This window comes from Psychrobacter sp. L7 (genome assembly GCF_002810365.1).
Lineage (GTDB): Bacteria > Pseudomonadota > Gammaproteobacteria > Pseudomonadales > Moraxellaceae > Psychrobacter > Psychrobacter celer.
The window spans coordinates 223,733-245,521 of record NZ_NEXR01000006.1 but is presented as its reverse complement, the minus strand read 5'-3'; the positions used below and the strand labels follow the sequence as shown (position 1 = coordinate 245,521).

General features: G+C 46.6%; 19 protein-coding genes, 4 pseudogenes and 1 other annotated feature. Of the genes and pseudogenes, 11 read left to right on the top strand and 12 right to left on the bottom strand.

The features are described from left to right. Window positions 1–33 precede the first annotated feature (33 nt). The 7 genes and pseudogenes from CAP50_RS08410 to radA all read left to right on the top strand — a co-directional run bounded on the left by CAP50_RS08410 (window position 34) and on the right by radA (window position 5,980). Window positions 34–1,026, top strand: coding sequence for a KpsF/GutQ family sugar-phosphate isomerase (locus CAP50_RS08410; RefSeq protein WP_100749708.1), 993 nt, complete (start codon window positions 34–36; stop codon window positions 1,024–1,026). 44 nt (window positions 1,027–1,070) lie between these two features. Continuing rightward, window positions 1,071–1,721, top strand: a pseudogene (locus CAP50_RS08405) (IS1595 family transposase). Window positions 1,722–1,862: 141 nt separating this feature from the next. Beyond that, window positions 1,863–2,429: a KdsC family phosphatase gene (locus CAP50_RS08400; protein ID WP_100749707.1), complete on the top strand. Its 567-nt coding sequence runs from the start codon at window positions 1,863–1,865 to the stop codon at window positions 2,427–2,429. Next, on the top strand, window positions 2,426–3,007 hold the full coding sequence (lptC, locus tag CAP50_RS08395) for an LPS export ABC transporter periplasmic protein LptC (protein ID WP_075100951.1): 582 nt from the start codon (window positions 2,426–2,428) through the stop codon (window positions 3,005–3,007). The genes CAP50_RS08400 and lptC overlap by 4 nt, the downstream gene beginning before the upstream one ends. Window positions 3,008–3,085: 78 nt before the next feature. Then, window positions 3,086–3,613 carry a lipopolysaccharide transport periplasmic protein LptA gene (lptA, locus tag CAP50_RS08390; RefSeq protein ID WP_100749759.1) on the top strand — a complete coding sequence of 176 codons (528 nt, stop codon included), beginning with the start codon at window positions 3,086–3,088 and terminating at the stop codon, window positions 3,611–3,613. A gap of 54 nt (window positions 3,614–3,667) precedes the next feature. Next, the gene (lptB, locus tag CAP50_RS08385; RefSeq protein WP_100749706.1) at window positions 3,668–4,447 is read left to right on the top strand and encodes an LPS export ABC transporter ATP-binding protein; all 780 of its coding nucleotides are present in this window, start codon (window positions 3,668–3,670) and stop codon (window positions 4,445–4,447) included. 93 nt (window positions 4,448–4,540) lie between these two features. Next, window positions 4,541–5,980 (top strand): DNA repair protein RadA, encoded by a 1,440-nt coding sequence (gene radA / locus CAP50_RS08380; protein ID WP_100749705.1) that lies wholly within the window; start codon window positions 4,541–4,543, stop codon window positions 5,978–5,980. A gap of 111 nt (window positions 5,981–6,091) precedes the next feature. Here the strand turns inward: radA and CAP50_RS08375 are convergent, their stop codons facing one another. Then, window positions 6,092–6,706 carry a septal ring lytic transglycosylase RlpA family protein gene (locus CAP50_RS08375; protein WP_075100948.1) on the bottom strand — a complete coding sequence of 205 codons (615 nt, stop codon included), beginning with the start codon at window positions 6,704–6,706 and terminating at the stop codon, window positions 6,092–6,094. Between the two features lie 612 nt (window positions 6,707–7,318). Then, complete coding sequence (rodA, locus tag CAP50_RS08370; RefSeq protein ID WP_100749704.1) at window positions 7,319–8,461, bottom strand: rod shape-determining protein RodA; 1,143 nt, start codon at window positions 8,459–8,461, stop codon at window positions 7,319–7,321. A 312-nt stretch (window positions 8,462–8,773) separates the two neighbouring features. On the opposite strand from rodA, the gene CAP50_RS08365 reads away from it, so the two are divergent. Together CAP50_RS08365 and CAP50_RS08360 are read left to right on the top strand one after the other, a co-directional pair. Next, window positions 8,774–9,664 (top strand): D-Ala-D-Ala carboxypeptidase family metallohydrolase, encoded by an 891-nt coding sequence (locus CAP50_RS08365; protein ID WP_241900716.1) that lies wholly within the window; start codon window positions 8,774–8,776, stop codon window positions 9,662–9,664. Between the two features lie 223 nt (window positions 9,665–9,887). Next, window positions 9,888–10,439, top strand: coding sequence for a hypothetical protein (locus CAP50_RS08360; RefSeq protein WP_153045437.1), 552 nt, complete (start codon window positions 9,888–9,890; stop codon window positions 10,437–10,439). A gap of 114 nt (window positions 10,440–10,553) precedes the next feature. Here the strand turns inward: CAP50_RS08360 and CAP50_RS08355 are convergent, their stop codons facing one another. The 3 genes from CAP50_RS08355 to CAP50_RS12725 form a co-directional block, all read right to left on the bottom strand. Next, complete coding sequence (locus CAP50_RS08355) at window positions 10,554–12,080, bottom strand: M16 family metallopeptidase (RefSeq protein ID WP_241900715.1); 1,527 nt, start codon at window positions 12,078–12,080, stop codon at window positions 10,554–10,556. Window positions 12,081–12,127: 47 nt separating this feature from the next. After that, window positions 12,128–13,690, bottom strand: coding sequence for a M16 family metallopeptidase (locus CAP50_RS08350; protein WP_100749700.1), 1,563 nt, complete (start codon window positions 13,688–13,690; stop codon window positions 12,128–12,130). Window positions 13,691–13,777: 87 nt separating this feature from the next. Next, a complete protein-coding gene (locus CAP50_RS12725; protein ID WP_172953096.1) occupies window positions 13,778–13,939 on the bottom strand; it encodes a hypothetical protein in 162 nt (53 codons plus the stop codon). Between the two features lie 725 nt (window positions 13,940–14,664). Between CAP50_RS12725 and ftsY the strand changes: the two genes are divergently transcribed. Next, window positions 14,665–15,720, top strand: coding sequence for a signal recognition particle-docking protein FtsY (gene ftsY, locus CAP50_RS08345; RefSeq protein ID WP_241900723.1), 1,056 nt, complete (start codon window positions 14,665–14,667; stop codon window positions 15,718–15,720). An 83-nt stretch (window positions 15,721–15,803) separates the two neighbouring features. Then, the gene (locus CAP50_RS08340) at window positions 15,804–16,376 is read left to right on the top strand and encodes a methylated-DNA--[protein]-cysteine S-methyltransferase (protein ID WP_100749699.1); all 573 of its coding nucleotides are present in this window, start codon (window positions 15,804–15,806) and stop codon (window positions 16,374–16,376) included. A gap of 42 nt (window positions 16,377–16,418) precedes the next feature. Here CAP50_RS08340 and CAP50_RS12900 read toward each other — a convergent pair. From CAP50_RS12900 to CAP50_RS08320, 7 genes and pseudogenes are all read right to left on the bottom strand, one after another. Continuing rightward, window positions 16,419–16,475 (bottom strand): annotated as a pseudogene (locus CAP50_RS12900) (hypothetical protein); the annotation flags it as partial. Between the two features lie 134 nt (window positions 16,476–16,609). Further along, the gene (locus CAP50_RS12830) at window positions 16,610–17,374 is read right to left on the bottom strand and encodes a group II intron maturase-specific domain-containing protein (protein WP_241900714.1); all 765 of its coding nucleotides are present in this window, start codon (window positions 17,372–17,374) and stop codon (window positions 16,610–16,612) included. Next, window positions 17,280–17,900, bottom strand: a complete 621-nt coding sequence (locus CAP50_RS12825) for a reverse transcriptase domain-containing protein (RefSeq protein WP_241900713.1) — start codon at window positions 17,898–17,900, stop codon at window positions 17,280–17,282. The genes CAP50_RS12830 and CAP50_RS12825 overlap by 95 nt, the downstream gene beginning before the upstream one ends. A 141-nt stretch (window positions 17,901–18,041) precedes the next feature. Beyond that, window positions 18,042–18,296, bottom strand: coding sequence for a reverse transcriptase N-terminal domain-containing protein (locus CAP50_RS12820; protein WP_241900712.1), 255 nt, complete (start codon window positions 18,294–18,296; stop codon window positions 18,042–18,044). A gap of 434 nt (window positions 18,297–18,730) precedes the next feature. Further along, window positions 18,731–19,950: pseudogene (locus CAP50_RS08330) on the bottom strand (IS3 family transposase). Next, window positions 19,559–19,675, bottom strand: a sequence feature (AL1L pseudoknot). Its footprint overlaps the pseudogene before it by 117 nt. A 249-nt stretch (window positions 19,951–20,199) precedes the next feature. Continuing rightward, a pseudogene (locus tag CAP50_RS08325) lies at window positions 20,200–20,824 on the bottom strand (zinc ribbon domain-containing protein). A 194-nt stretch (window positions 20,825–21,018) separates the two neighbouring features. Further along, entirely contained in the window at window positions 21,019–21,768 is a 750-nt protein-coding gene (locus tag CAP50_RS08320; RefSeq protein ID WP_075100940.1) for a YebC/PmpR family DNA-binding transcriptional regulator, read from the bottom strand. Window positions 21,769–21,789: the final 21 nt, after the last annotated feature.

The following is a 21,789-nucleotide window of genomic DNA, read 5'->3' as shown; positions in this document are numbered from 1 at the left end:
TGAATTGATTCATGATAACAATAGAGCCGATCCATGAGTAATACCCAAAGCAATCTCACCCACGAGCAATTTATCAGCACTGCTATTGAAGCCATCAATACGGAAATTTCTGCGCTGGCATTGTTGACAGAGCAAATAGATGATCGATTTGCCCAAGCCTGCGATATTATTTTGGCCTGTCAGGGTCGTGTGGTGGTGACGGGGATGGGTAAGTCGGGACTGATCGGGCGCAAGATAGCGGCGACCTTTGCCTCGACTGGTACGCCTGCGTTTTTTATGCACCCAGGCGAGGCAGGGCATGGCGACTTAGGGATGCTGGTCAAAGGTGATGTGCTGCTTGCCATCTCCAACTCTGGCGAGTCAGATGAGATCAAGATGCTACTTCCCGTGGTCAAGCGTCTAGAGATTCCGCTGATCAGTATCAGCCGTGATAAGCGTGGCATGTTGCCCCGTTCAGCGGACATCGTATTGACACTCGGCAAGTCGCAAGAAGCTTGCCCGCTGAATTTAGCGCCGACTTCTAGTACCACAGCGACGTTGGCATTAGGTGATGCGTTGGCAGTGGCGTTGGTACATGCGCGTAATTTTACCTCAGAAGATTTTGCGTTGTCGCATCCAGCAGGCGCGCTTGGTCGTCAGCTACTGACGCGCGTGGAAGACTTGATGCATACCAAGTCTGAAGACTTGCCGCTTATTCATCAGCAATCGCCTTTACAAGATGCCCTCTTTACGATGTCAGCTGGGCGTTTGGGTATGACGGTGGTGATTGATGATAGCGACAGGGTAGTTGGCGTCTTCACTGACGGGGACTTGCGCCGCGGCTTAGAAAAAGGCATCGATTTACAAACACCGATGCATGAGGTGATGGTCAGTAATCCTCGCCGTGTCAGTAAAACCATGCGAGCATCGGATGCGCTAAGCGTGATGAACGAAAACGGCATCAGTCAGCTACTTATCATCGATGAGCAAGACCGTTTAGAGGCCATCATTACCTTGCATGACCTACTAAAGGCTGGTGTAAAATAACTTTGGGGCTGTCCTAGATAAGCAAAAATATTTAGGATAGCACTATGAGAAAGAGTAAACTAAGTTGGTATAAACAAAGCAGACTAATCGAGTTATTTGTTGCCGGTTCTACCGCGAGAACAGCAGCAAGCTTAGTTGGTGTTAATAAAACCACAGCCAGTTATTACTTTCATAGGCTACGAGTGCTTATTTACGAGAACAGTCAAGACCCTGGTCTATTTGAAGGCGAAATCGAAGTAGACGAATCATACTTTGGTGGAACTCGTAAAGGCAAGCGAGGGTGAGGTGCTGGTAGCAAAGTGCCCGTGTTTGGCCTATTAAAGCGTAATGATAAGGTCTACGCTTGTATTATACCCAATGCTAAAGCAGATACTTTGATCCCCATCATAAGAGAAAAAGTGATGCCTGATAGCATTGTTTATACCGACTCATTTAAAAGCTATAACGCATTAGATGTCAGTGAGTTTACTCATTATCGTATCAACCACTCCAAAACCTTTGTTAATGACAAGAATCACATYAATGGTATAGAGAACTTYTGGAACCAAGCTAAACGGCATCTACGTAAGTTTAACGGRGTTCCAAAAGARCATTTTCAYCTCTATTTAAAGGAATGTGAGTGGCGTTTTAATCACAGTGACCCAAAGTCCCAATTACTACAATTAAAACAATGGGTTAAAAAGGGTTTGAACTAGTTATCTAGGACAGCCCCATAACTTTTATTGCGAAAAGTGCAGTGGGTAAAACAAAGCACCACTAAACAAGAACCAAGCTCATTAGCCGCTAAAGGGCATGCAGTTTAATCACTATCTATAACATAATAAAAGAGAGATATCATGCAAGACTTAATCAAAAAAGCAGGAAGAGTCAAACTTTTGGTGATGGATGTCGATGGTATCTTATCAAACGGTCAAATCATTTATGATGCCAATGGCACCGAGACCAAGGCTTTTTCTGTACAAGATGGCGTCGGCGTCAAGTCGTTGGCGCGCTATGGTATTTTGACCGCCATTATCACAGGGCGCAGTAGTCCTATGGTCGACAAGCGCGCCCGTGAGATGGGTGTAGATTATGTCGTACAAGGTCGTGATGATAAACTGATTGCATTGACTGAGTTATTAGCGATGCTGGATCCTGCGCTCAACATCACAGCAGCAGACTGTGCCTATATGGGCGATGATTTACCGGACATCAAAGCGATGCAGACCGTAGGGTTTGCCGCCACTGTCCCTAATGCTCATGCCGAGGTTATCAAACGCAGCGACATGGTGACGACGCGAGCGGGTGGTACAGGTGCGGTACGCGAGATATGCGATTTGATTTTAAAGGGCCATGGGCACTATCAGGATTTTATAGCGCACTATACACTTGAGCAAACGCAAACTGGGGATGAGGGACTGTGAATACACGTGTATTAATCGTTCTGGCATTGATTATCGCTGGTATCGCTGGTTGGTTTTTTCAGCAACAAGGCGAGATAACCCCGCCGGTCAGTATGGAAGCGACCGATGTCGACTATGAAGCAACGGACATCAAGGCTGTGCAGACCAACGAGCAAGGCGAGACAGAATACGAGCTGACCGCCGAATCATTGACCCACAACCCTGTGACCAATCTCGATGAAATGTCCGGTATTACCATGAACTGGGAACCATCTGCCGAGCAGCGCTATCGTATTGAGGCTGGGAGTGCCGCTATCAGCCAGCAGACAGGGGAGCTTAGCTTGTCTGGCGGTTTTACCCTCATCAGTGAAGGCAATCCGGACAAAGAGGTCGAGCCTATCAAGGTGACGGGCAGTACGCTAAAGGGCAATACCAAATCAGGACAAGTGTATAGCGAAGCACCTGTGAAGATTGAGCAAGGGGCAAACCGTTTTGAAGCGGCCACTATGACAGCCAATCTCGAGACTGGTGATTATGAATTTGGGCAAGTAGCGGTCGCCTTTACGCCAGCTCAGCGTCAGGACAAGGCTCTGTTTTAAAGAGTCCATTTAAAGTGGCTGTTTACAGTGCCCAGTTAGCTGCAAGTCCTTCTACCTATTATAAGACGAGTGATGTTTATGAAACCTAAATTTTTGTCTACGCTGCGCGCGCTACCGATGCTCATGCTGGTTGCGCTGCCGCTTTATAGCCACGCTCTGCCATCAGATGCCAACCAGCCGATCAAACTATTGGCAGACAAGGCCACGTATAGCGAGCGTACAGGGGTCACCAGCTATGCAGGCAACGTGATTATTACTCAAGGGACTTTTAAGATGACCGCAGATAATATCACGGTCAACCTATCTCAGCAGCGCAGTATCAACTCAGCGGTGGCGACCGGCCGACCAGCGACGATGCAGCAAATCGTGACACGAGAAAAAGGCCTAGCAAAAGGTCAAGCCAATAAGATTGATTATAATGCCGTCACTGGCATCATCACGCTGACTGGTAATGCCAGACTGGTGCAAAACGGCGCAAGTTTTGCAGGTAATGTCATTCGTTATAGTCTAAAAGCCGGCGATGTTGAGGCCACTGCCGGTGGTAATCAGCGCGTAGAGCTGGTATTTCCGCCCAATGCCAATAGCAGCCAAAGTGGTATACGTTAGACGGCAAAGCAGCTTTTGTCATCGTGCCTGAATTTTGCAAAACATGAGTAAGTTATGAGTGATAATCAAAGTATTGACCCTGTAGTCGCCCCGCAAGCCTCGGTCTCAAGCACCCGACTGTCTATGCAAAACTTGGGTAAGCGCTACGGAAAGCGCTGGGTAGTCAAGGACGTCTCGTTTTCTGTCGAACAAGGACAAGTGGTGGGACTGCTAGGCCCAAACGGTGCTGGTAAAACCACCAGTTTTTATATGGTGGTCGGGCTGGTCAATATGGACAAAGGCCGCGTGACACTCGGTAAGATGGATCTGTCCAAATACGCCATGCATGAGCGTGCGCGGGCAGGTATTGGGTATCTGCCGCAAGAGGCTTCAATATTTCGCAAACTCTCTATCGAAGACAATATTTTGGCGATCTTACAGACGCGGACAGAACTAAGTGCCGCTCAGCAGCGCCAAGAGCTTGAAAAACTCATCGGAGAGTTCCATTTAGAGCATGTGCGCAAATCTTTGGGCATGAGCGTCTCTGGTGGTGAGCGCCGCCGCTGTGAGATTGCCCGTGCTCTAGCGGCTGACCCGAAGTTTATTTTGTTAGATGAGCCGTTTGCTGGGGTAGATCCTATCTCTGTCGGCGATATCAAAGACGTGATTTTGACCCTAAAAAATCGCGGTATCGGCGTCCTGATTACTGACCATAATGTGCGAGACACACTGGCCATCTGCGAAAAAGCCTATATCGTCTCAGAAGGTGCCATTATCGCTGAAGGTACATCTTGTGAAGTGCTAGAAAATGAGTTGGTGAAGTCAGTGTACTTGGGTAAAGACTTTCAAGTATAAACCAACCATCTTTCATACTTTTTACCATGGTAGGGGCTAGGTACTCAGTTTATTGGGATTATCAATCAAACACCTAAAATAGGCTCATAAATTATGGCAAAAAATAAGAGCAGTTATGTTTGTCAAAGCTGCGGTGCGCATTTTGGTAAATGGGCAGGGCAGTGTAGCGATTGTAGTGAATGGAATAGTTTGGTCGAAGCCCCAAATGTCAGCATGCCGCATCATAACAAAAGCGCGGCCAAATCTGCGGCCAGCCGTAGCACTCCTCGTACGGCCAATACTGCTGCGACCGGCAATTACTCAGGGACACATAGTGCGGTGATGCCACTCAATGCGGTGAGCGTCACATTGGATACACGCTTGCCGACAGGTATTAGCGAGTTCGATCGCGTGCTAGGTGGCGGCTTGGTCGCAGGCTCAGTGGTGTTGATCGGTGGTGATCCGGGTATCGGCAAGTCAACCATTCTTTTGCAGACAGCGACCAATATGGCGCGCGCCGATTCGTTGGCAGGTAGTGCACTGTACGTGACGGGCGAAGAATCATTGGCTCAGGTTGCTATGCGTGCCAAACGCTTAGAGTTGCCAGCCGATAGATTGCGAGTCTTGGCGGAGACCAATGTAGAGACCATCTGTGCCGCATTGACCCAAGAGCAACCGGCGATTGCGATTATTGACTCTATTCAGACCATCTATACCGACGCCATTAGCTCGGCACCAGGCGGCGTCAGTCAGATTCGAGAGTCAGCCGCGATGTTGACCCGTTATGCCAAACAGACAGGTACCGCGTTATTTTTGGTCGGTCATGTGACCAAAGAGGGTACCCTTGCAGGCCCGCGCGTACTTGAGCACATGGTCGATACGGTACTGTACTTTGAGGGGCAGTCAGACTCTCGTTTTCGGATGATTCGCGCAGTCAAAAACCGTTTTGGCGCAGTCAACGAGCTGGGTATCTTTGGTATGACAGATTTAGGCCTCAAAGAAGTGGCGAATCCTTCAGCGATTTTTTTGAGCCGTTACGACAAACCTGTCGCAGGCTCAGTGGTGATGGTCAGCCGCGAAGGCACAAGACCGCTATTGGTCGAGGTGCAGGCATTGGTGGACGATTCACAAGGATCGCCTAGGCGCATGGCATTGGGGTTAGATTTTCAGCGTTTATCGATGCTGCTGGCAGTGATGCATCGTCATGGTGGCATCCATACCAGCGGTCAAGACGTTTATGTCAACGTCGTCGGCGGGGTCAAAGTGATAGAGACAGGCTCTGATCTGGCGGTATTACTTGCGTGCGCGTCAAGTATCAAGGAGCGCGCTTTGCCATCTTCGCTAGCGGTGTTTGGTGAGGTAGGGCTTTCAGGTGAAATCCGTCCCGTACCCAATGGACAAGAACGGCTCAAAGAAGCCATGAAGCATGGCTTTAAGCATGCTATTATTCCTAAGGCCAATGCGCCTGCAAAAGGCGCGGCGCAGTTTAAAGGAATTAACGTCATCGCGGTGGAGCGTCTAGATGATGCCATCGAAAGCGCTTTTGAGTTATGAGGGGATTCTTGCTCAAGCAGACACTATGAGTGACCTTTAAGATAAAAAAAGCACCTAACTTATTCAAGTTGGGTGCTTTTTTAGCGCTATGCTTTAAATATCAAACCAGTATTAGGGTCCTGCAACGCGCTCGATTGATACGTTACCGACACCTTTATTGGTGATACCTAAACGCTTAGCAGCGCCATAAGATAAGTCTAATACTCGGTTGCCATGGAATGGGCCACGGTCGTTCACCTTAACCACGACACTTTTGCCATTGGTTTTATTGGTTACTTTGACATAGCAGTTCAAAGGTAGAGAACGGTGAGCAGCTGTCAAACCATTCATGTCAAAAGTTTCGCCGCTGGCTGTTTTGCGCCCATGAAACTTACGACCATACCAGGAGGCAAGCCCTGTTTGTTTAAATTTGCTCACAGAGTTAGAAGCCACGGCAGTGAGACGCTCTAATACATCTTCGTCGTTGCTGACTTCTGTGGTATCACTGGCCAGTAGTGAGCTGCTCAGTGCCAACGATGTTGGCTTGCGTGCTGACTTGACCAAGCTTGATGCGCCGTCATGCTGACGGCTAAGCTCACTTAAAACGCGATCGATATGGGCGGCGTTGTCTTGCGAAATCATGGCAAGATTGGTTTTTGCTTCAGCAGCGTTTGCATGAGTCGCCGCTGCAGAGCCAGCGAACAACACAGCTGACACAGTCAGTAAACCAGATAAACGCTTATTCATAGATACCTCGATAACTTATATATCAAAACCTAACTCTATTCTTTGTGAGGTTTAGATGGAGCGCTATAACGTTGGACCAATCCAGTGGTATCGAGCACTCCAAAGCCTTCTCATCACGATATATATTGATGACAACCAAAGGCTTTCTAGGTATTGATATACGTTAATTTTATGTCATTATCATAAGTGGTTTTCAAACCTAGCTACTTATGAAACGCTCAAAGGATGGTTAACGATACATACTTGATTTAAACGATAACGATCTTAGGAGAAAAGACGATGCCAAATATATAAGGCACATTGCTAACTTAATCAAGGGTTTGAGAAGTGTTAAGTGTAACTTTGTTATTAAACCGTTAATTAAGTAGTGTCTTTGCAAGCCTGCAATCTACAAGTCGCTAACTATACGGCTGAGCTACAACCAAAATATAATTGAATGCAAAGTTTTTTAGCACCTATGTACGGGTTATGTATCATAGGGCAATAAAAAGAGGGTAACGCAATTATTTGTAAAAAACAAGGATTAATATCTATCCGTACCAACCAATTATGGGTTGGTACTAAAGGATACCTGAAGAAAAATGTTGGATTATGCGATAGGTGAACGTAGTCTTAGCTTGGTCTATGCGTATGAATAGACATCAGTAGGCCAAAGCCTGCCATCAAGGTGACAATGGCTGTACCGCCATAACTAATGAATGGCAACGGCACCCCAACCACGGGTAATAAGCCGCCAACCATGCCAACGTTGACGAATATATACACAAAAAACGACATGGCGATGGCACCAGCCAGCAGCCGGCTATAGACATCAGGATGCGTAAAAGCGATATATAACGCCCGTGCCAGTAGGCAGCAGTAAATAAACATCAGCAGCAACACACCAAGCAAGCCAAACTCTTCTGAAAATGCAGCAATGATAAAGTCTGTATGACCTTCTGGCAAAAAATGCAGATGTGACTGCGTACCTTCTAGGTAGCCTTTACCAGTGAGTCCGCCTGAACCGATAGCGGTTTTGGACTGTATGATGTTCCAACCAGCGCCTTGGACATCTGCCTCTGGGTTTAGCAGTGTCATGACACGCGTCCGCTGATAATCGTGCAACAAAAAATTCCATGCAATGGCCACAAAAGGTACGGCAAGAATGGCAGCCGCGGAAATCAGCCGCCAAGACAGACCAGCTAAAAACAACACAAAAATCCCACTGGCCGCGACCAACAACGATGTGCCTAGGTCTGGCTCTTTGGCGATCAACAGCACCGGAACCATAATCAAGGCTAAGGTAACGATAATGCTTGCAAAAGAGGGCGGCAGGTCACGCTTGGACAAAAACCAAGCACACATCATCGGCATCCCAAGCTTCATAAACTCTGAGGGCTGCACGCTACCGAACCCTGGTAAATTAATCCAGCGCTGAGCACCCATCCGAACTTCACCAATGATATCAACCAACACCAATAAGATAAGCCCTAAGACATAAAAGATGGGCGTAAAGGTTCGATAAACGCTAGGAGGGATCTGCGCCATGGTAAACATCACAGCAAACGCCACACCATAACTGACCACTTGACGGATGACCATGTCCACGTCCTGACCGGCGGCGCTGTACAAAATCGTCAAGCCAATACAGCAGACCGTCAATAACAAGAGGGTCAGCCAGGGGTCGATATGAATACGTTGCCACAGCGTCGGTGCATGACCTTGGCCTAAATGATGGCTTTGACGTGAAAAACGGTATTGCGGGTTAGAAGACATAGGCAAGTGGGGCTGACAATTGGTATAAAAAATGGGGGAGCCAAAAATAAGACATCAAACCTAACGATGTTGTCTTAGTATCGATAGCCTACCGTATATAAGGTAACACATAAGCAATAAAGTCACGTAATTATAAAACTATTAAGCATAAGTGTTATTTGTAAATTTTTGACCTCTATTTAGAAGCGATAGTTTAGCCTGCTTGCTGAAAATTTGATAGTATCGACAAAACGTTTTTAGCGGCAGTTTCTTGCGATGACTCATACAAAAAAATCTCTCTATAGGCAAATTTATCAGCCTATGCTGGCTCTCATGCTAGGTGCCAGCAGTATCACCACCCATGCCGTTATTATAAGTGACGATAGTGAGCGCCGTATTCAAGTCAGACACGGCAACAGTACGGCAAATGCTTATGTTAATAACAGTGACTCTAATCATAGTCCGGGCGTGACCATGCTCAGCGGCGCGAATGCCGTATCGGGCGACAGTATGCAAAGCTTGATTGCTCAAAAACAGCGTGATTTTGAGTCGAGCTTGTCCATACAAGAAAACAAGCGTGTCAATATCAAGCAGCGTCCACCTAGCTATACGTCCCCCAACAATCGCTATAACACCGCGCGCAATACTTATGATAATGCCTATCGTGATTTTTCTAGTATGGATTTTCATGCATGGCTCAATAGCAACAGCTACCGCGCCCGTCAAGTGGCTGATTATCAGCGTTATCTCAGCGCCCGCGTTGGCGCCCAAAACGTACCGCCTTTGTCGCAGCTACTCACCACAGCACGCAGCTGGAGCAAGTGTGGCTATGAGCCCTACCAGTTGCCACCGCAAGAGCTGTGGGCAAATATCGTACCGACGTTGCGATTGTATAGCGAGCTCAAGCATCAAGGTGTATTGCCTGCCACCAGTGAAATACGGTCGGTATATCGCAGCCCCGGGCTCAATGAGTGTGCCGGCGGTGCTGCGAGTAGTAAACACATGAATGCAAGCGCCATAGATATTTGGGTGCCAGAATACCAAGACGATCTGTGGCGACTGAGCACCATGCAAGATGGCCTGTGTCAGTTTTGGCACTATCAAGGAGAAGCGCACAACTTTGGGTTAGGGCTATATGCCACAGGGGCGATTCACCTAGATACCGACGGCTACCGAAAATGGGGCTTTAATCATGCCAGTAGTAGCTCATCATGTCGCTATTAGCTCAAGAAAAACGACCGTTTTGCCTAAGGGGGCACAGAGCCTAATAAATTTCGGTCAAAGCCGTTATAATAGTTCTGATACAATAGCGATAAGTGGCGCATGCTTGATTGATTGATCATGCCATATTATTGGGTAAATATTGTTGGATAAATAAGGTAACAACGGGCGTTTATGACAAGCGGAGTTTATGAAAAAGCGGTATATAACCACAGTGGTAACTGCCATGATTGATAAATCGAAGACAGGGTTTTGGCAGTCAAGTAATATACATTTAACGTTTTTTGGTGTCAGCTTTTTATTGCTTTTGGCCATCAGTGCTTGTAGTTCAGAAAGCTTCTCTGAAAACGGCTCGGCAGGGGCAGACGAAACGGTCATGAATGACAATAAAGCCAAAGCTGAGCAAAATGCCCAAGAGATTAAAGATAATATCAGAAACTCTTATGCCAGATTGGCCTCTGGTCGCTCTGATGTCTGCCCAAAGCTTATCCAAGCAAAGGTAGGCAGTCCGGTAGTCGAGCGTACCGCTGAAGTCATGGTCGATGATTACTGCGATTATTTTTTGTATGCAAGAGAGGGGCAAGTGATTGCTGTGCAAACAGACAATCGTCAGCTAGAAGCTTTGCTTATCGTCCCAACACTGCATAATTTCGCCAACGGTGATTATCAGGTCGGCTCTTATGATAAGCATGTGATTCGCTTAAGCTACAATGGCGCGACGTATAAGCCTGAAAATCTGGTTTATGATGTTGCCGTTACTGTCTCTGATGTACATTAATTGCGCTCAATCATAGAATCTAAGCCACAAAACATGAAATAAAAAATGGACGATGCCACGTGGTATCGTCCATTTTTTACGGCGGTTGGTTTTGTCACCGAGAGGTGTTTGGCGCTATTTTTTAGCCTGCTTGTCTTGCCAAGGATCTACCTGCCCGACAGTGACAATCAAAAAATCATCAGGCTGCAACGTATCGCGTAGGGTCTGGTTGACGTCAGCGAGCTGTACTTGATCGATACGATTGACATAATTGTCTAGGTAGCTGTTTGGCAGTTGATAAAAGTTCATCATTCCCAGCAAACCATTGATGCCTGCATTGCTGGCAAAGCTCATCGGAAAGCTGTTTTTTAAGTTGTCTTTGGTCAGACGTATCTCATCATGGGTAAGACCATTATCCAAAGTCTCTTGAATAACCGCTAAGCTTGCGTCAATGGCTGCACGCGCTTTATCATTGCGGGTCGAAAACCCAATCTGATAAGGTCCGCGTGTCAGCATCGGATTCATAGCCCCTGAAATGCCGTAGGTGTAGCCAAGGTTTTGTCTGATTTCAGTCATCAGGCGAGCGTTAAAATCACCACCTGCCAATACGTCATTACCGATGGCAAAGTTGGTTTGCTGCTGCTGCTCTTTTGGGTTGGTTGCGCGTTTGCTACCCAGTTGCCCCATTAGCACTGTGGTTTGTGTGCTAGGAAAGGGGATATGAATATGCTTGGCTTGGGCAAGAGGCTTGGGTTCGGTAAGCTCAGGCGCAGGCTGACCGGAGGGCAGCGTGGTGGTAATGTCCTCAGCCAGTTTCTTCGCTTGCGCCAAGGTTAGGTTGCCCGTGATAGCAAGAGAGGCATTGGCCGCGACCAGATAGCGATTTTTAAAATCGATAAGCTGCTGCTTGTCTATGTTTGGTACGGTTTCAAGGGTACCGACTGAAGGGTGCGCATAAGGATGATCGCCGTATAGTGCTTGACTAAACGCAATGCTCGCCAGGCTGCTTGGGTCTTGTTTTTGCTGCTGTAGGCCGACCAGCAAGCGTGCTTTGTTTCGTGCCAATACTTCATCATTGAAGGCAGGCTCGGTGAGCATCTGCGTCATCAAGTCGGCAGCTGGCAATAAGTGCGCATCATCTGACAAGCTGCGTAGCGAGACAATAAACATATCTTTGTAGGCGCGGCTACTCAGATTGATGCCTAAGGTTTCAACGGCTCGTGTAAACGCTGTTTCATCCAAGCGCTTGGCGCCTTGTGTCAGCATGGTGGCGGTCATATTGGCAATGCCAAAACCTTCTTTGCGTATGCTGCTATCGCGGGCGCTACCGGCGTTAAAGCGTAGATCGATATCGACGATGGGCAGCGCGGTTGTTTGGACAAAGCGCACGGGCACACCAGCGCTGGTCGTAAATTGCTCAATCGCTGGGACAGTGACGGTTAAAGGCGCAGCATTATCCAAACTGCTGAGCTTAGATAAGGCGGCAATAGGCGCGCTGGTATCGACGATTGCAGTACTGCGATTTTCTTCTGTGGCTGTAGACTCTGCTTGCGCTGGCATGACCAGTGTGGTCAGGCTCAATAATACCCCGCTGCTAAGCTGTGACAGTTTATAGCTGAAGGGTCTTTTGATTACTTGCAATAAATTACTAGTATGGCTCATGGTTTTCTTCTTATTCATCATGTATTTGGCAGGCGACTGATTGAGGCTTATTTATCTGTAGCGTCTTGTTGTCCAAGCTTTTTTTGCACGGACTCTTCTCGCTCAGTCTCTTTGGGCGGTATGATATGCATCGCAGTCAAGTTGTTTTTTACCAGATACTTTTTGCTCGCCGCCTGAATGTCTTGTACTGTGATGTTGTCAAGCTTGCTTGGTAGCTCGGCCAGCAGCCGATCGTCGAGCCCGATAGATTGTAGTGAGCCAATCATACGTGCTTGACCCTCCATGCTATCTTGCGCGTAGATAAGGCCTGTGACGGTGTTGGTCTTAGCGCGACTGATTTCATCGGTGGCGATGGGGTCGGTTTTTAGTTTTTCTATCTCATCGATAATGGCTTGCTGAGCTTGTGCTAAGCTGACGCCTTCGCGCGGTGTTGCCTGAATCAAAAACAACCCGTCACCGCGATCTAACAGATCATAGGACGTGCCGACTGTGGTCAGTAGACCCTGCTCACGTATCAAGCGGCTCTCTAGACGGGCAGAGAGGCCACCATCTAGGACGTCCTGAGCGAGCGAGAGCGCATAGGCTTGTTTTTCATCGTTTTTATCTACAGTCACAAGGCTTGGGACGTTATAACCCATCAGCAAAACGGGTACTTGTACGGCTTGCTCAGAGTCGACTTTTTGGTAGCTGCGAAAGCCTTGTTGTCTGACGGCTGGGCGTTTGGGTAGATGACTTGGCGCTAGCTGCCCAAAGTAGCGCTGCACCTGCGTCAATACATCTTTTGGCTGTACATCGCCGACGATGACTAACGTGGCGTTGTTTGGTGCATACCATGTTTTGTACCAGTCTTTTAAATCAGGCAACGTGATAGACGCCAGCTCATCCATGGGGCCGATGACCGACTCGCCCTTTGGACTATCAGGCAGCGCAAGCAAACGAAATGATTCGTAAGCTTTGGCAAGCGGGTTGTCATCAGTACGCTGACGGCGCTCCTCCATCACTACCTGATGCTCTTTGGCAAACTCATCTGCATTGAATATAAGGTTTTTCATACGGTCAGCTTCTAGCTCAAGCGCTAGCGGAAAACGGTTGGCTGGGAACAGCTCGTAATAACCGGTGTAGTCGTAGCTGGTAAAGGCATTATTGACCCCGCCAAACTTGGCAATCAAGCGCTCAAAGTCATCGCTTGATACATCGCTTGTGCCTTTAAACATCATATGCTCAAGCAGGTGCGAGATGCCCCCTTTATCGACCGGCTCGTCTGCTGAGCCAACGCGATACCAAACCTGCGTCATCACGACAGGAGCGCGGTGGTCTTCTCTAATCACCACTTTTAAACCGTTTTTTAACTGGTACTCATGGCGGCCGGACATGTCCATACTTAAGGCCGATGCACTCTGAGAACGATTAGCGTGTTGGGCGCCGTTATCGGTCTTTTGGCCTGCTTGGCTTTGCGCTTCGCTAAGCGGTGTCGCCGCTGATGAAGGTGGGCTGATAGCACTGGTTTGGCAAGCACTTAGGGTTGTTGCCAACGCCAGCGCACACGCGATGCGTAATGATAGAGCAGATAAAGGCGCAGAGGGTACAAACGATAAAAAGGGCAGTGACATGGTAGCTTCTACTTATATAAAATGGCAGCAAATAAACAGGCAAAAACAATCAATCAGACGTATGATTCATGGCGAAAAAGCACGCAGTTAGATAGACTTGTGCGCCCCAACCATGACGCTGGCAGTCGGCTTGATTTCTTGAGTCGTGCTACACCCAGTCATCGAGAAGGCAATGCTCGTCAATAATAATGCCGAACCGATGCTGGTGATTTTTTTGCTCAAGCGTTTATGATAAGAATGTAGTGACATAATTGTTTCCAAAAATAATGATGAAAGATGACTGTGTTTGGATAAGGCAATCTTTAAATAAGACTCTGTAGAGTAGGCGAAGTCTGGGAGATATAAGGTCGGATTTTTGTGTCCAAACCTTAAGCCAAACTTACTTGGCATCACGCCTGAATCCTCATACCCAAGGCATTTATCGATTGTCCGATATGGTAGGGCAGAGCGCACTTGTAATTATGCTAAACTAGACCAAAATAATCCGCCACGCTGGGATTCGTCGATAGCGAAAACGGATTACATACCAAACCATTTAAAATAATCAAATTATTGATAGCAACAACTTTTAGGGCAAGCTTATGAACAACCCAAATAATAGCAGTCGTGTGGTCATCAATCTAGATGGCGATCTAGACGATTTAGATGACGATGATATTACCTTACCCAGTCTGCCAGCGCAATCGGTGCCCATTATCGATGAGCCTGAACATCAAGATGAGCCTCACACCGCGCAGAAGGACACAACTGCGATTACAAATGGCTCTGCGGCAGATAGTGCAGATAATGTCGCTTTAGGCGCGCCCATCGTGACGCTTGATGAGCAAAATGACATCAGTCACACATCGACGACGCATACTGAAACGGATGAGCACGCGGTCAATGATGCTAAAGAGAGTGATAATAACACCAGTGATCACGCCGTATCAGCACCGCCGCAGCCTAAGCCCAGTACTGTTTCCACTATCCCGGCCATGCCATTGCAAGAAAAACTAGGCGATAGCCAAAGTGTTAGTGCGACTCGTACGTCAGCAGCCAGTCAGCCTACATCTGAAGCAGCAGAGGCGGCAGAAGACAAAAAGGTAGAAGACAAGAAAAAAGGCAGCTGGTTTAACCGTATGAAAACGGGGCTAAGTAAGTCACGTAAAAACCTAGCCGAAGGCATGGTTAGTATTTTGATCGGCGGCAAGGAGATCGATGACGAGCTGTTAGAAGAGGTCGAAGACCAACTACTGGTCGCCGATATAGGGGTCAATGCCACCAATCGTATCATCAAAAGTCTCACCGAGCAGACCGACCGTGGTGACTTGATTTATGCCCACTCCCTTTATAAAGCGCTACAAAATGAGCTGGTTGATATCTTAACACCAAAGGTTGCACCGCTGCTTATTGACACCAGCAAAAAACCCTTTGTTATTTTGGTGGTCGGCGTCAACGGTGTCGGAAAAACCACCACCATCGGTAAGCTTGCCAAGCGTCTACAAGGCGAGGGTAAATCTGTCATGCTCGCGGCAGGTGATACCTTCCGCGCGGCAGCCACCGAGCAGCTGCAAATCTGGGGTGAGCGAAACGACATACCAGTCGTGGCACAGGGTCATGGCTCTGACAGTGCGTCGGTGATTTTTGATGCCATGCAATCGGCCAAAGCCAAAAACATCGATGTGTTAATCGCTGATACGGCTGGGCGCTTGCAAAACAAGACTCATTTGATGGCGGAGCTTGAAAAGGTAGTGCGTGTCATGCGAAAAGCTGATCCTAGCGCGCCGCACGAAGGCATGATCGTTCTCGATGCAGGCACCGGACAAAACGCCATCAATCAAGTCGAGCTGTTTAATAAAGTTGTACCATTGACTGGGATCACCGTCACCAAACTAGACGGTACAGCTAAAGGCGGAGTGGTCTTTAATATCGCTGAAACAACGGACGTGCCGATTCGCTATATCGGCGTGGGAGAGTCGATTGATGACTTGCGTGCCTTTAGCCCTAAGCAGTTTGTCGCCGCTTTGTTTGAAACCGATGACAAAGCGTAGCACTGCTAGCATGATTTGGGTGAACAAGCAAAATAGTGATGACTCAAAACGAGTGAGTGTATCAGTAGGAGCAAGGAGGCACCATGATAGTCACTGAAGCGGTATTCGCATCGCACCGAGTCGCATTGATTGCGAATGGGCACGCGCAGGATAGGCCTAGGTTGGTGGAGGTCAACTGGCTGCAAGCAGGGGACAGTTGGCACTCTTCAAAGTCCATTGCTAAGCTAAAAAAACATCATGGTCTTTGTGATAAAGACTTTAGCTTTATCGCAAAAAATAGCCTAAGCAAAAACAAACCAGCTCAAGCATTACTTATTGACACTATCTCGCAGCTCACCGCGTATTTTAGCGGCGCGCGGCAGACCTTTGATTTGCCGCTAGACATGAGTTTGGGCACCGAGTTTCAGCAGCGGGTGTGGCAGGCTTTGCAAGGCATCGATTATGGTGAGGCCATCAGCTATTCTGAGCTAGCAAAGCGAGTGGGCAGCCCAAAAGGCTTTCGCGCGGTTGCCAATGCCAATGGCAAAAACCCTTTTAGTATTATCGTGCCGTGTCATCGCGTGATCGCAAGCGATGGTAAAATTGGCGGTTATACTGGTGGTCTGGACAAAAAAGCGCATTTACTGGCGCTAGAAAGGATAAATTATAAAAGGTAAGCCGTTTGACTTCCTCCCCTCCCTAAAGTGAGGGGACTCCTACTAAAGACGGCCAAGCCCGACCGCGAGAATGTTTTTTGCTCCATTAACATCTCTGTTATGGGTCGTTTTACAAGAACGACAAAACTATAATCGGGTAAAAAGGGTGTGTTGCCACAATCCTCTCCCCTAAGAACCGTACGTGAAAGTTTCCCTTCATACGGCTCAAGCCTTTATAAACCCTCAAATGAGAGTCAGCTACTCATTCTGTAATCTTGGCTATGGGTTTGTCTGTGACAATTCAAATGGAGCATAACTAGATTCGTTACATTGTCACTACCACCATCAACTTTGCGTATTTTATGGTGAATATCCCATTTTTCATCTTGGGCTATCTTTAAGTTGCAGATAGGACAATTTCCCTCTTGGTTTTTCCATATTGAAGTCAACTTAGCCTTACCTTTTAAAGACTTTTTCATAAGGCTCATTAAACGCTTATCAAAATAATCTTCCCATGTTGGGTCGAATGGATTTGCGTCACCTTTAATCTTTATATGCCTTTGAATGGATATCGAAGTCAGGTTAACCAACCTCAACCACTTGTTAGGCGCATTAAGACCAGTCCTTAAATTTTCGGCTGAAAACACCCAGTTTCGAGAGCCATAAGTATGAAAGTATTTATTTTTCACCCATGTACTACTTTTCTTTGGATGTCGTCTTTTTGACCATTGCCATAGTTGTTCCCAAATGAAATTGTCTATGCTACTGAAAACCTTAGAAGATACGATATGTCTATGGTAATTAGCCCAACCTCGTAAAATAGGATTAAGCATTTTAATCAAATTTTCCGCTGTTGCTTGTTTGTTACCATTTAAGATTTCTCGTATTTTTATCTTAATGCTTTTGACGCTTTTGGTTGAAGGTTTAATAAGCACCTTTTCCCCATAACGCCTTACATTTTGACCTAAGAAATCGAATCCCTCTGTTACATGGGTTATTTTTGTCTTTTCTTTTGACAAAGTTAGACCACGAGATTTGAAAGAACTCAACAACCGCAGGTTTGATTTTATTTTCCAATATTTCTTTCGAGCCACCAGTTATAATGAAATCATCGGCATACCTTACAAAGTTTACCTTAGCGACATTCTGACCCCTACGAGTGGTACGAGGAATTACTCCCTCAACTACTTTTTGAAGTCCATCTAACGTCATGTTTGCCAAAGTAGGTGATATTATACCGCCCTGCGGAGTACCTTTTTCAGTTGCGAACAAGTTGCCTTTATCAATCACACCTGACTTTAGCCATTTCCCTAGAATAGTCTTATTCGTGGGAATATTGTCTATTAGCCATTCGTGCTTGATATCATCAAAACATGCAGAGATATCTCCTTCCAAGACCCAACGTGCAGAGCCTTTTTGGGATAGTATCTTAAAGCATTGCTCCATAGCGTCAGCAGTGCTACGAGCAGGGCGAAAACCGTATGAATGAGTGTCCGCAAGTGTTTCTGAGACAGGTTCGAGTGCAAGTAAGTGTAACGCTTGCATAGCTCTATCTTTCATGGTCGGTATGCCCAATAGACGCTCTTTACCATTTGATTTGGGTATTGCTACCCTTTTTAATGGCAAAGGTTTATATCCATTGTGTTTTAACGAATTAACGGCTTTCATTTTCGCAGCAGGGGTTGATCATGTTGTACCATCAACTCCTGCCGTATTTTTACCACGATTTTCAGTCACTCTTTTGACTGCCAATGCTTTTGCAGAAAAAGAGCGAGTCAGTAAATGTTGTAATGATTTAACTTTACCCCATTTACCTTCTTGAGTTGCTTTTACGATACGCGCTTGATGCCTTTTAACCGCACAAGTACATTTAGCCCAATTAATATCGTGCCAGTGCAAATGTTGGTCGATTGGTGCTCCTGAAACTCTCGTTCCATTCATCAGCTATTCCTATCTTAGAAGGTTTTTCAAACTATCTCGTAATTAAAGACCGCATGGAAGTCTGCTTGCTTTCGCAATAAGGTCATGTTTCAAACCTCTATCCCATTCATTACAAATAGGCATTCGCTTTTTCCACATTCTCATACCCTCTATTCTATAGCCCTTCCTTGCGGTTGGGTTTCCCTTAATGGTTCAGGGAGAATATAGGGCTTACCATGTTCCATATTAAAGACTTATTCCGATTTAGACTCATTCTTTCAGCCAGCAGAGCAACGTCTATGTCAAGGATTAAGAGATTCCTTGAGCCTGTCTGCGTACCTTTTGGTTCAAGCCTATCAGTATTTTTGGCTTGTTCTTGGTTATGACCTTTATCAAATGTTCACTTACGTTAGTCCTGAACCGCCCCGACTATATCGGAGAGTGGATTACTTGAGTCAGGCAGCTTTGTCTGACTCAGTAAGACTATCATAGTATCGTCTCTCAAACTCAAAAGGCGACACATAGCCAATCGTACTATGAATGCGAGTTTTGTTAAACCAATCGACCCATTCAAGGGTTGCTAATTCAACATCACTCACACCTTGCCACTGCTGTTTTAAATATTCAATCACCTCCGTTTTATAAAGTCCGTTAACCGTTTCAGCCAACGCATTATCGTATGAATCACCTGTCGTGCCAACAGATGCAATGACGCCAGAATCAGCCATCTTATCAGTATAGCGAATTGATAAGTACTGAACGCCGCGATCACTATGATGAATGACATCTTTAGGATGGTTTCTGTCTGCAATGGCTTGGTTTAGTGCTGCCATCACCATATCAGTGTTCATACGATCTGATACTTTCCAGCCAACGATAGCGCGAGCAAACACATCTATAATAAAGGCGGTATAGACCCAACCACTCAGTGTCTTTATATAGGTAAAATCAGCTACCCATAGCTGGTTAGGGCGATGGGCGGTGAAGTCACGGTTAACTAAATCATCAGCACGCTTTTGATCGTCACGAGACTTAGTGGTTATCTTGCCTTTACCTCGCCAAATACCCTGCATGCCATGCTGACGCATTAAACGCTCTACAGTGCAACGTGCAGGATGTACACCTTCGGACTTCAGCTATTTCCAGACTTTACGCACACCATAACGGCATTTACTGTCCTGCCAGATGCGTATAATTTCACTGAGGTAGAAATCGTCATGCTTACTACGCTGTGAACGCTTTTCAGGGGCTTCTTCTAGTTCTTTAGCTCGATAGTATGTGGATGGAGCAATCGGTAATACTCTACAGATTGGCTCGACTCCATATTGTTGTTTGTGGTCATCTATAAAATCAACCATTACTTGGGTTTGCGGTCGAGCTCCGCCTGGGCGAAAAAAGCAGCAGCTTTCTTTATAATTTCATTGGCTTGCTTTAACTCTCTGTTCTCACGTTCAAGCTCTTTGATACGCTCGGCTTGGCTTTGAGCTTGAATGTTTGCAGGAATGGTTTTATCAATGTGCTTTTTATGCCATGATCGTAGGGTCTCAGGCGTGCAACCTATCTTTGGCGCTATGGCTTTGATGGCTGACCAGGTGGATGGGTAATCGTCTTTAGCTTCAATTAGCATACGGACGGCGCGCTCTTTCATTTCAGGGGTATAGTTTCGTGTTTTCATTGTCGTATTCTCTCAGAAAGTTGAGTCTCCGACAATCTCGGGGCGGTTCATCCTGTCGAAAATCCTAGCACCATGACCGATTAATACTATCAGTGCTTGACTACTTCCTCACGGTTTCGTCTCGGCATTTCTGCTTGGCACATTGTTAGTGCAGCTTTGCACAAAACTGTTACCAGTTATGCACATGCACCTAGGATACTGTTCATAGAAAAACAGGTAATAATCTCAATTACCATCTTTAATACGACTTCATGTCGCGCCTCTTATACCAAGCCCTGATCTACCTTTCGGACTGTCTTGGCGAGAGCCGCAACACGAGCAGGTTTGGGTGCTGTACGCTTCATTGACTTCGATATAGTGGCAACCTGCGTTCGCGCATTTGTAATCCAGTTGCCGCTTTATTTCAAACCAACCAGCATCATAGACGGATTTGGCCAGTTTAAATGAAGTGAATGATGTTGATTTAATCTTACCAACAACGATTAGGCTGTTGGCTTTGATAAGCTTTGATGTGAATTTATGGATTAAGTCTTGGCGGGTATTTTTGATTTTGGCGTGAATGGCCTTGACCCGTTTTTTATTATTAGCTCTTTGGATTATTGGTGCGCCAGTTCAGTTTGACTTTTTTTAACTGTTTACGGGATTTAGCGTAAACCTCACTAATCGCTTGCAAGGTTTGACTGTGCAAGTTTAAATACTCGCCACTGCCTTTGGTATAAGCGGCCAAATCATAAGCTGAAAAGAATTTGCCTGTGCGCTTAAGGTGTTTAAAACTTAGCTCATTAACGTAATTCCAGACAAAATTAACTGCCCCAGCCAGGATATTGAGCTGAGTGGCGTGTTTGTCTTTGATGCGTAGTTTGAGCGTTTTCATGGAGTAATTATGATCTCAATGCAGTTGGTTATCAAGGTATTCGCAATATTGTACGACAATGACTGACGCCTGATATCCACGCCCTAGAAGGACGTGGTTTTACGGCGCTGGATGATAAAAAGAGGCCAAACGCTAAATACGTTTGGCCTCTTTTTTAGTATTTGTATAGTGAAGGCTATTTTGTATAGTGAAAGCTATTGCTCGAGCTGTGCCATGACGTCAGCGGAGAAGCTCACATTACTATAGACTTCTTGGACGTCGTCGATGTCTTCGAGCATGTCGATCATTTTCATGACCTTTTCGGCATCTTCTACGTTGTCTATCTCAGCGGTGGTAGAGGGCGACATGGTCACTTCTGCATTGTCAGAGACCAAACCTGCAGCATTGAGCGCGTCTTTGACTTGACCAAAGCTTTCCCACTCGGTAATGACCATCAAGCTCTCGCCATCATTTTCGATATCTAAGGCACCAGCATCCAGCGCCGCCATCATGACCTCATCCTCTAAACTCGTATCATTAAAGGTAATCTCGCCGCGCTTGGTAAACAGATAAGCCACTGAGCCTGAGGTGCCAAGATTACCATCGTATTTGGTAAAAGCATGACGGACTTCGCTGACGGTTCGATTGAGGTTGTCGGTCATGGTCTCGACTAATACCGCCACGCCGCCGACGCCATAGCCTTCGTAGCTGACTTCTTCCATGTTTTCGTTATCGCCGCCGCCTGTGCCGCGATCGACAGCGCGATTGATGGTATCGCGGGTCATGTTCACCGATAGACCTTTTTCGATAGCGGCACGTAAGCGAGGGTTTTTATCAGGATCAGGGTCACCTTGTTTGGCCGCTGAGACGATCTCACGAATCACTTTGGTGAATACCTTGCCTCTTACCGCATCTTGACGAGCTTTACGGTGTTTGATGTTTGCCCATTTTGAATGGCCTGCCATATGACATCCTTAAGTTTTGCG

Coding starts and splice junctions, on each gene's coding strand:
- lptA (WP_100749759.1), top strand. CDS start 3,086: ATGAAACCTAAATTTTTGTCTACGCTGCGCGCGCTACCGATGCTCATG.
- CAP50_RS08365 (WP_241900716.1), top strand. CDS start 8,774: ATGCTAGGTGCCAGCAGTATCACCACCCATGCCGTTATTATAAGTGAC.
- CAP50_RS12825 (WP_241900713.1), bottom strand. CDS start 17,900: ATGCAAGCGTTACACTTACTTGCACTCGAACCTGTCTCAGAAACACTT.
- CAP50_RS08410 (WP_100749708.1), top strand. CDS start 34: ATGAGTAATACCCAAAGCAATCTCACCCACGAGCAATTTATCAGCACT.
- CAP50_RS08375 (WP_075100948.1), bottom strand. CDS start 6,706: ATGAATAAGCGTTTATCTGGTTTACTGACTGTGTCAGCTGTGTTGTTC.
- CAP50_RS08355 (WP_241900715.1), bottom strand. CDS start 12,080: ATGAGCCATACTAGTAATTTATTGCAAGTAATCAAAAGACCCTTCAGC.
- CAP50_RS12820 (WP_241900712.1), bottom strand. CDS start 18,296: ATGAATGGAACGAGAGTTTCAGGAGCACCAATCGACCAACATTTGCAC.
- CAP50_RS08360 (WP_153045437.1), top strand. CDS start 9,888: ATGATTGATAAATCGAAGACAGGGTTTTGGCAGTCAAGTAATATACAT.
- CAP50_RS08320 (WP_075100940.1), bottom strand. CDS start 21,768: ATGGCAGGCCATTCAAAATGGGCAAACATCAAACACCGTAAAGCTCGT.
- CAP50_RS12725 (WP_172953096.1), bottom strand. CDS start 13,939: ATGTCACTACATTCTTATCATAAACGCTTGAGCAAAAAAATCACCAGC.
- lptB (WP_100749706.1), top strand. CDS start 3,668: ATGAGTGATAATCAAAGTATTGACCCTGTAGTCGCCCCGCAAGCCTCG.
- radA (WP_100749705.1), top strand. CDS start 4,541: ATGGCAAAAAATAAGAGCAGTTATGTTTGTCAAAGCTGCGGTGCGCAT.
- CAP50_RS08340 (WP_100749699.1), top strand. CDS start 15,804: ATGATAGTCACTGAAGCGGTATTCGCATCGCACCGAGTCGCATTGATT.
- rodA (WP_100749704.1), bottom strand. CDS start 8,461: ATGTCTTCTAACCCGCAATACCGTTTTTCACGTCAAAGCCATCATTTA.
- ftsY (WP_241900723.1), top strand. CDS start 14,665: ATGCCATTGCAAGAAAAACTAGGCGATAGCCAAAGTGTTAGTGCGACT.
- CAP50_RS08400 (WP_100749707.1), top strand. CDS start 1,863: ATGCAAGACTTAATCAAAAAAGCAGGAAGAGTCAAACTTTTGGTGATG.
- CAP50_RS08350 (WP_100749700.1), bottom strand. CDS start 13,690: ATGTCACTGCCCTTTTTATCGTTTGTACCCTCTGCGCCTTTATCTGCT.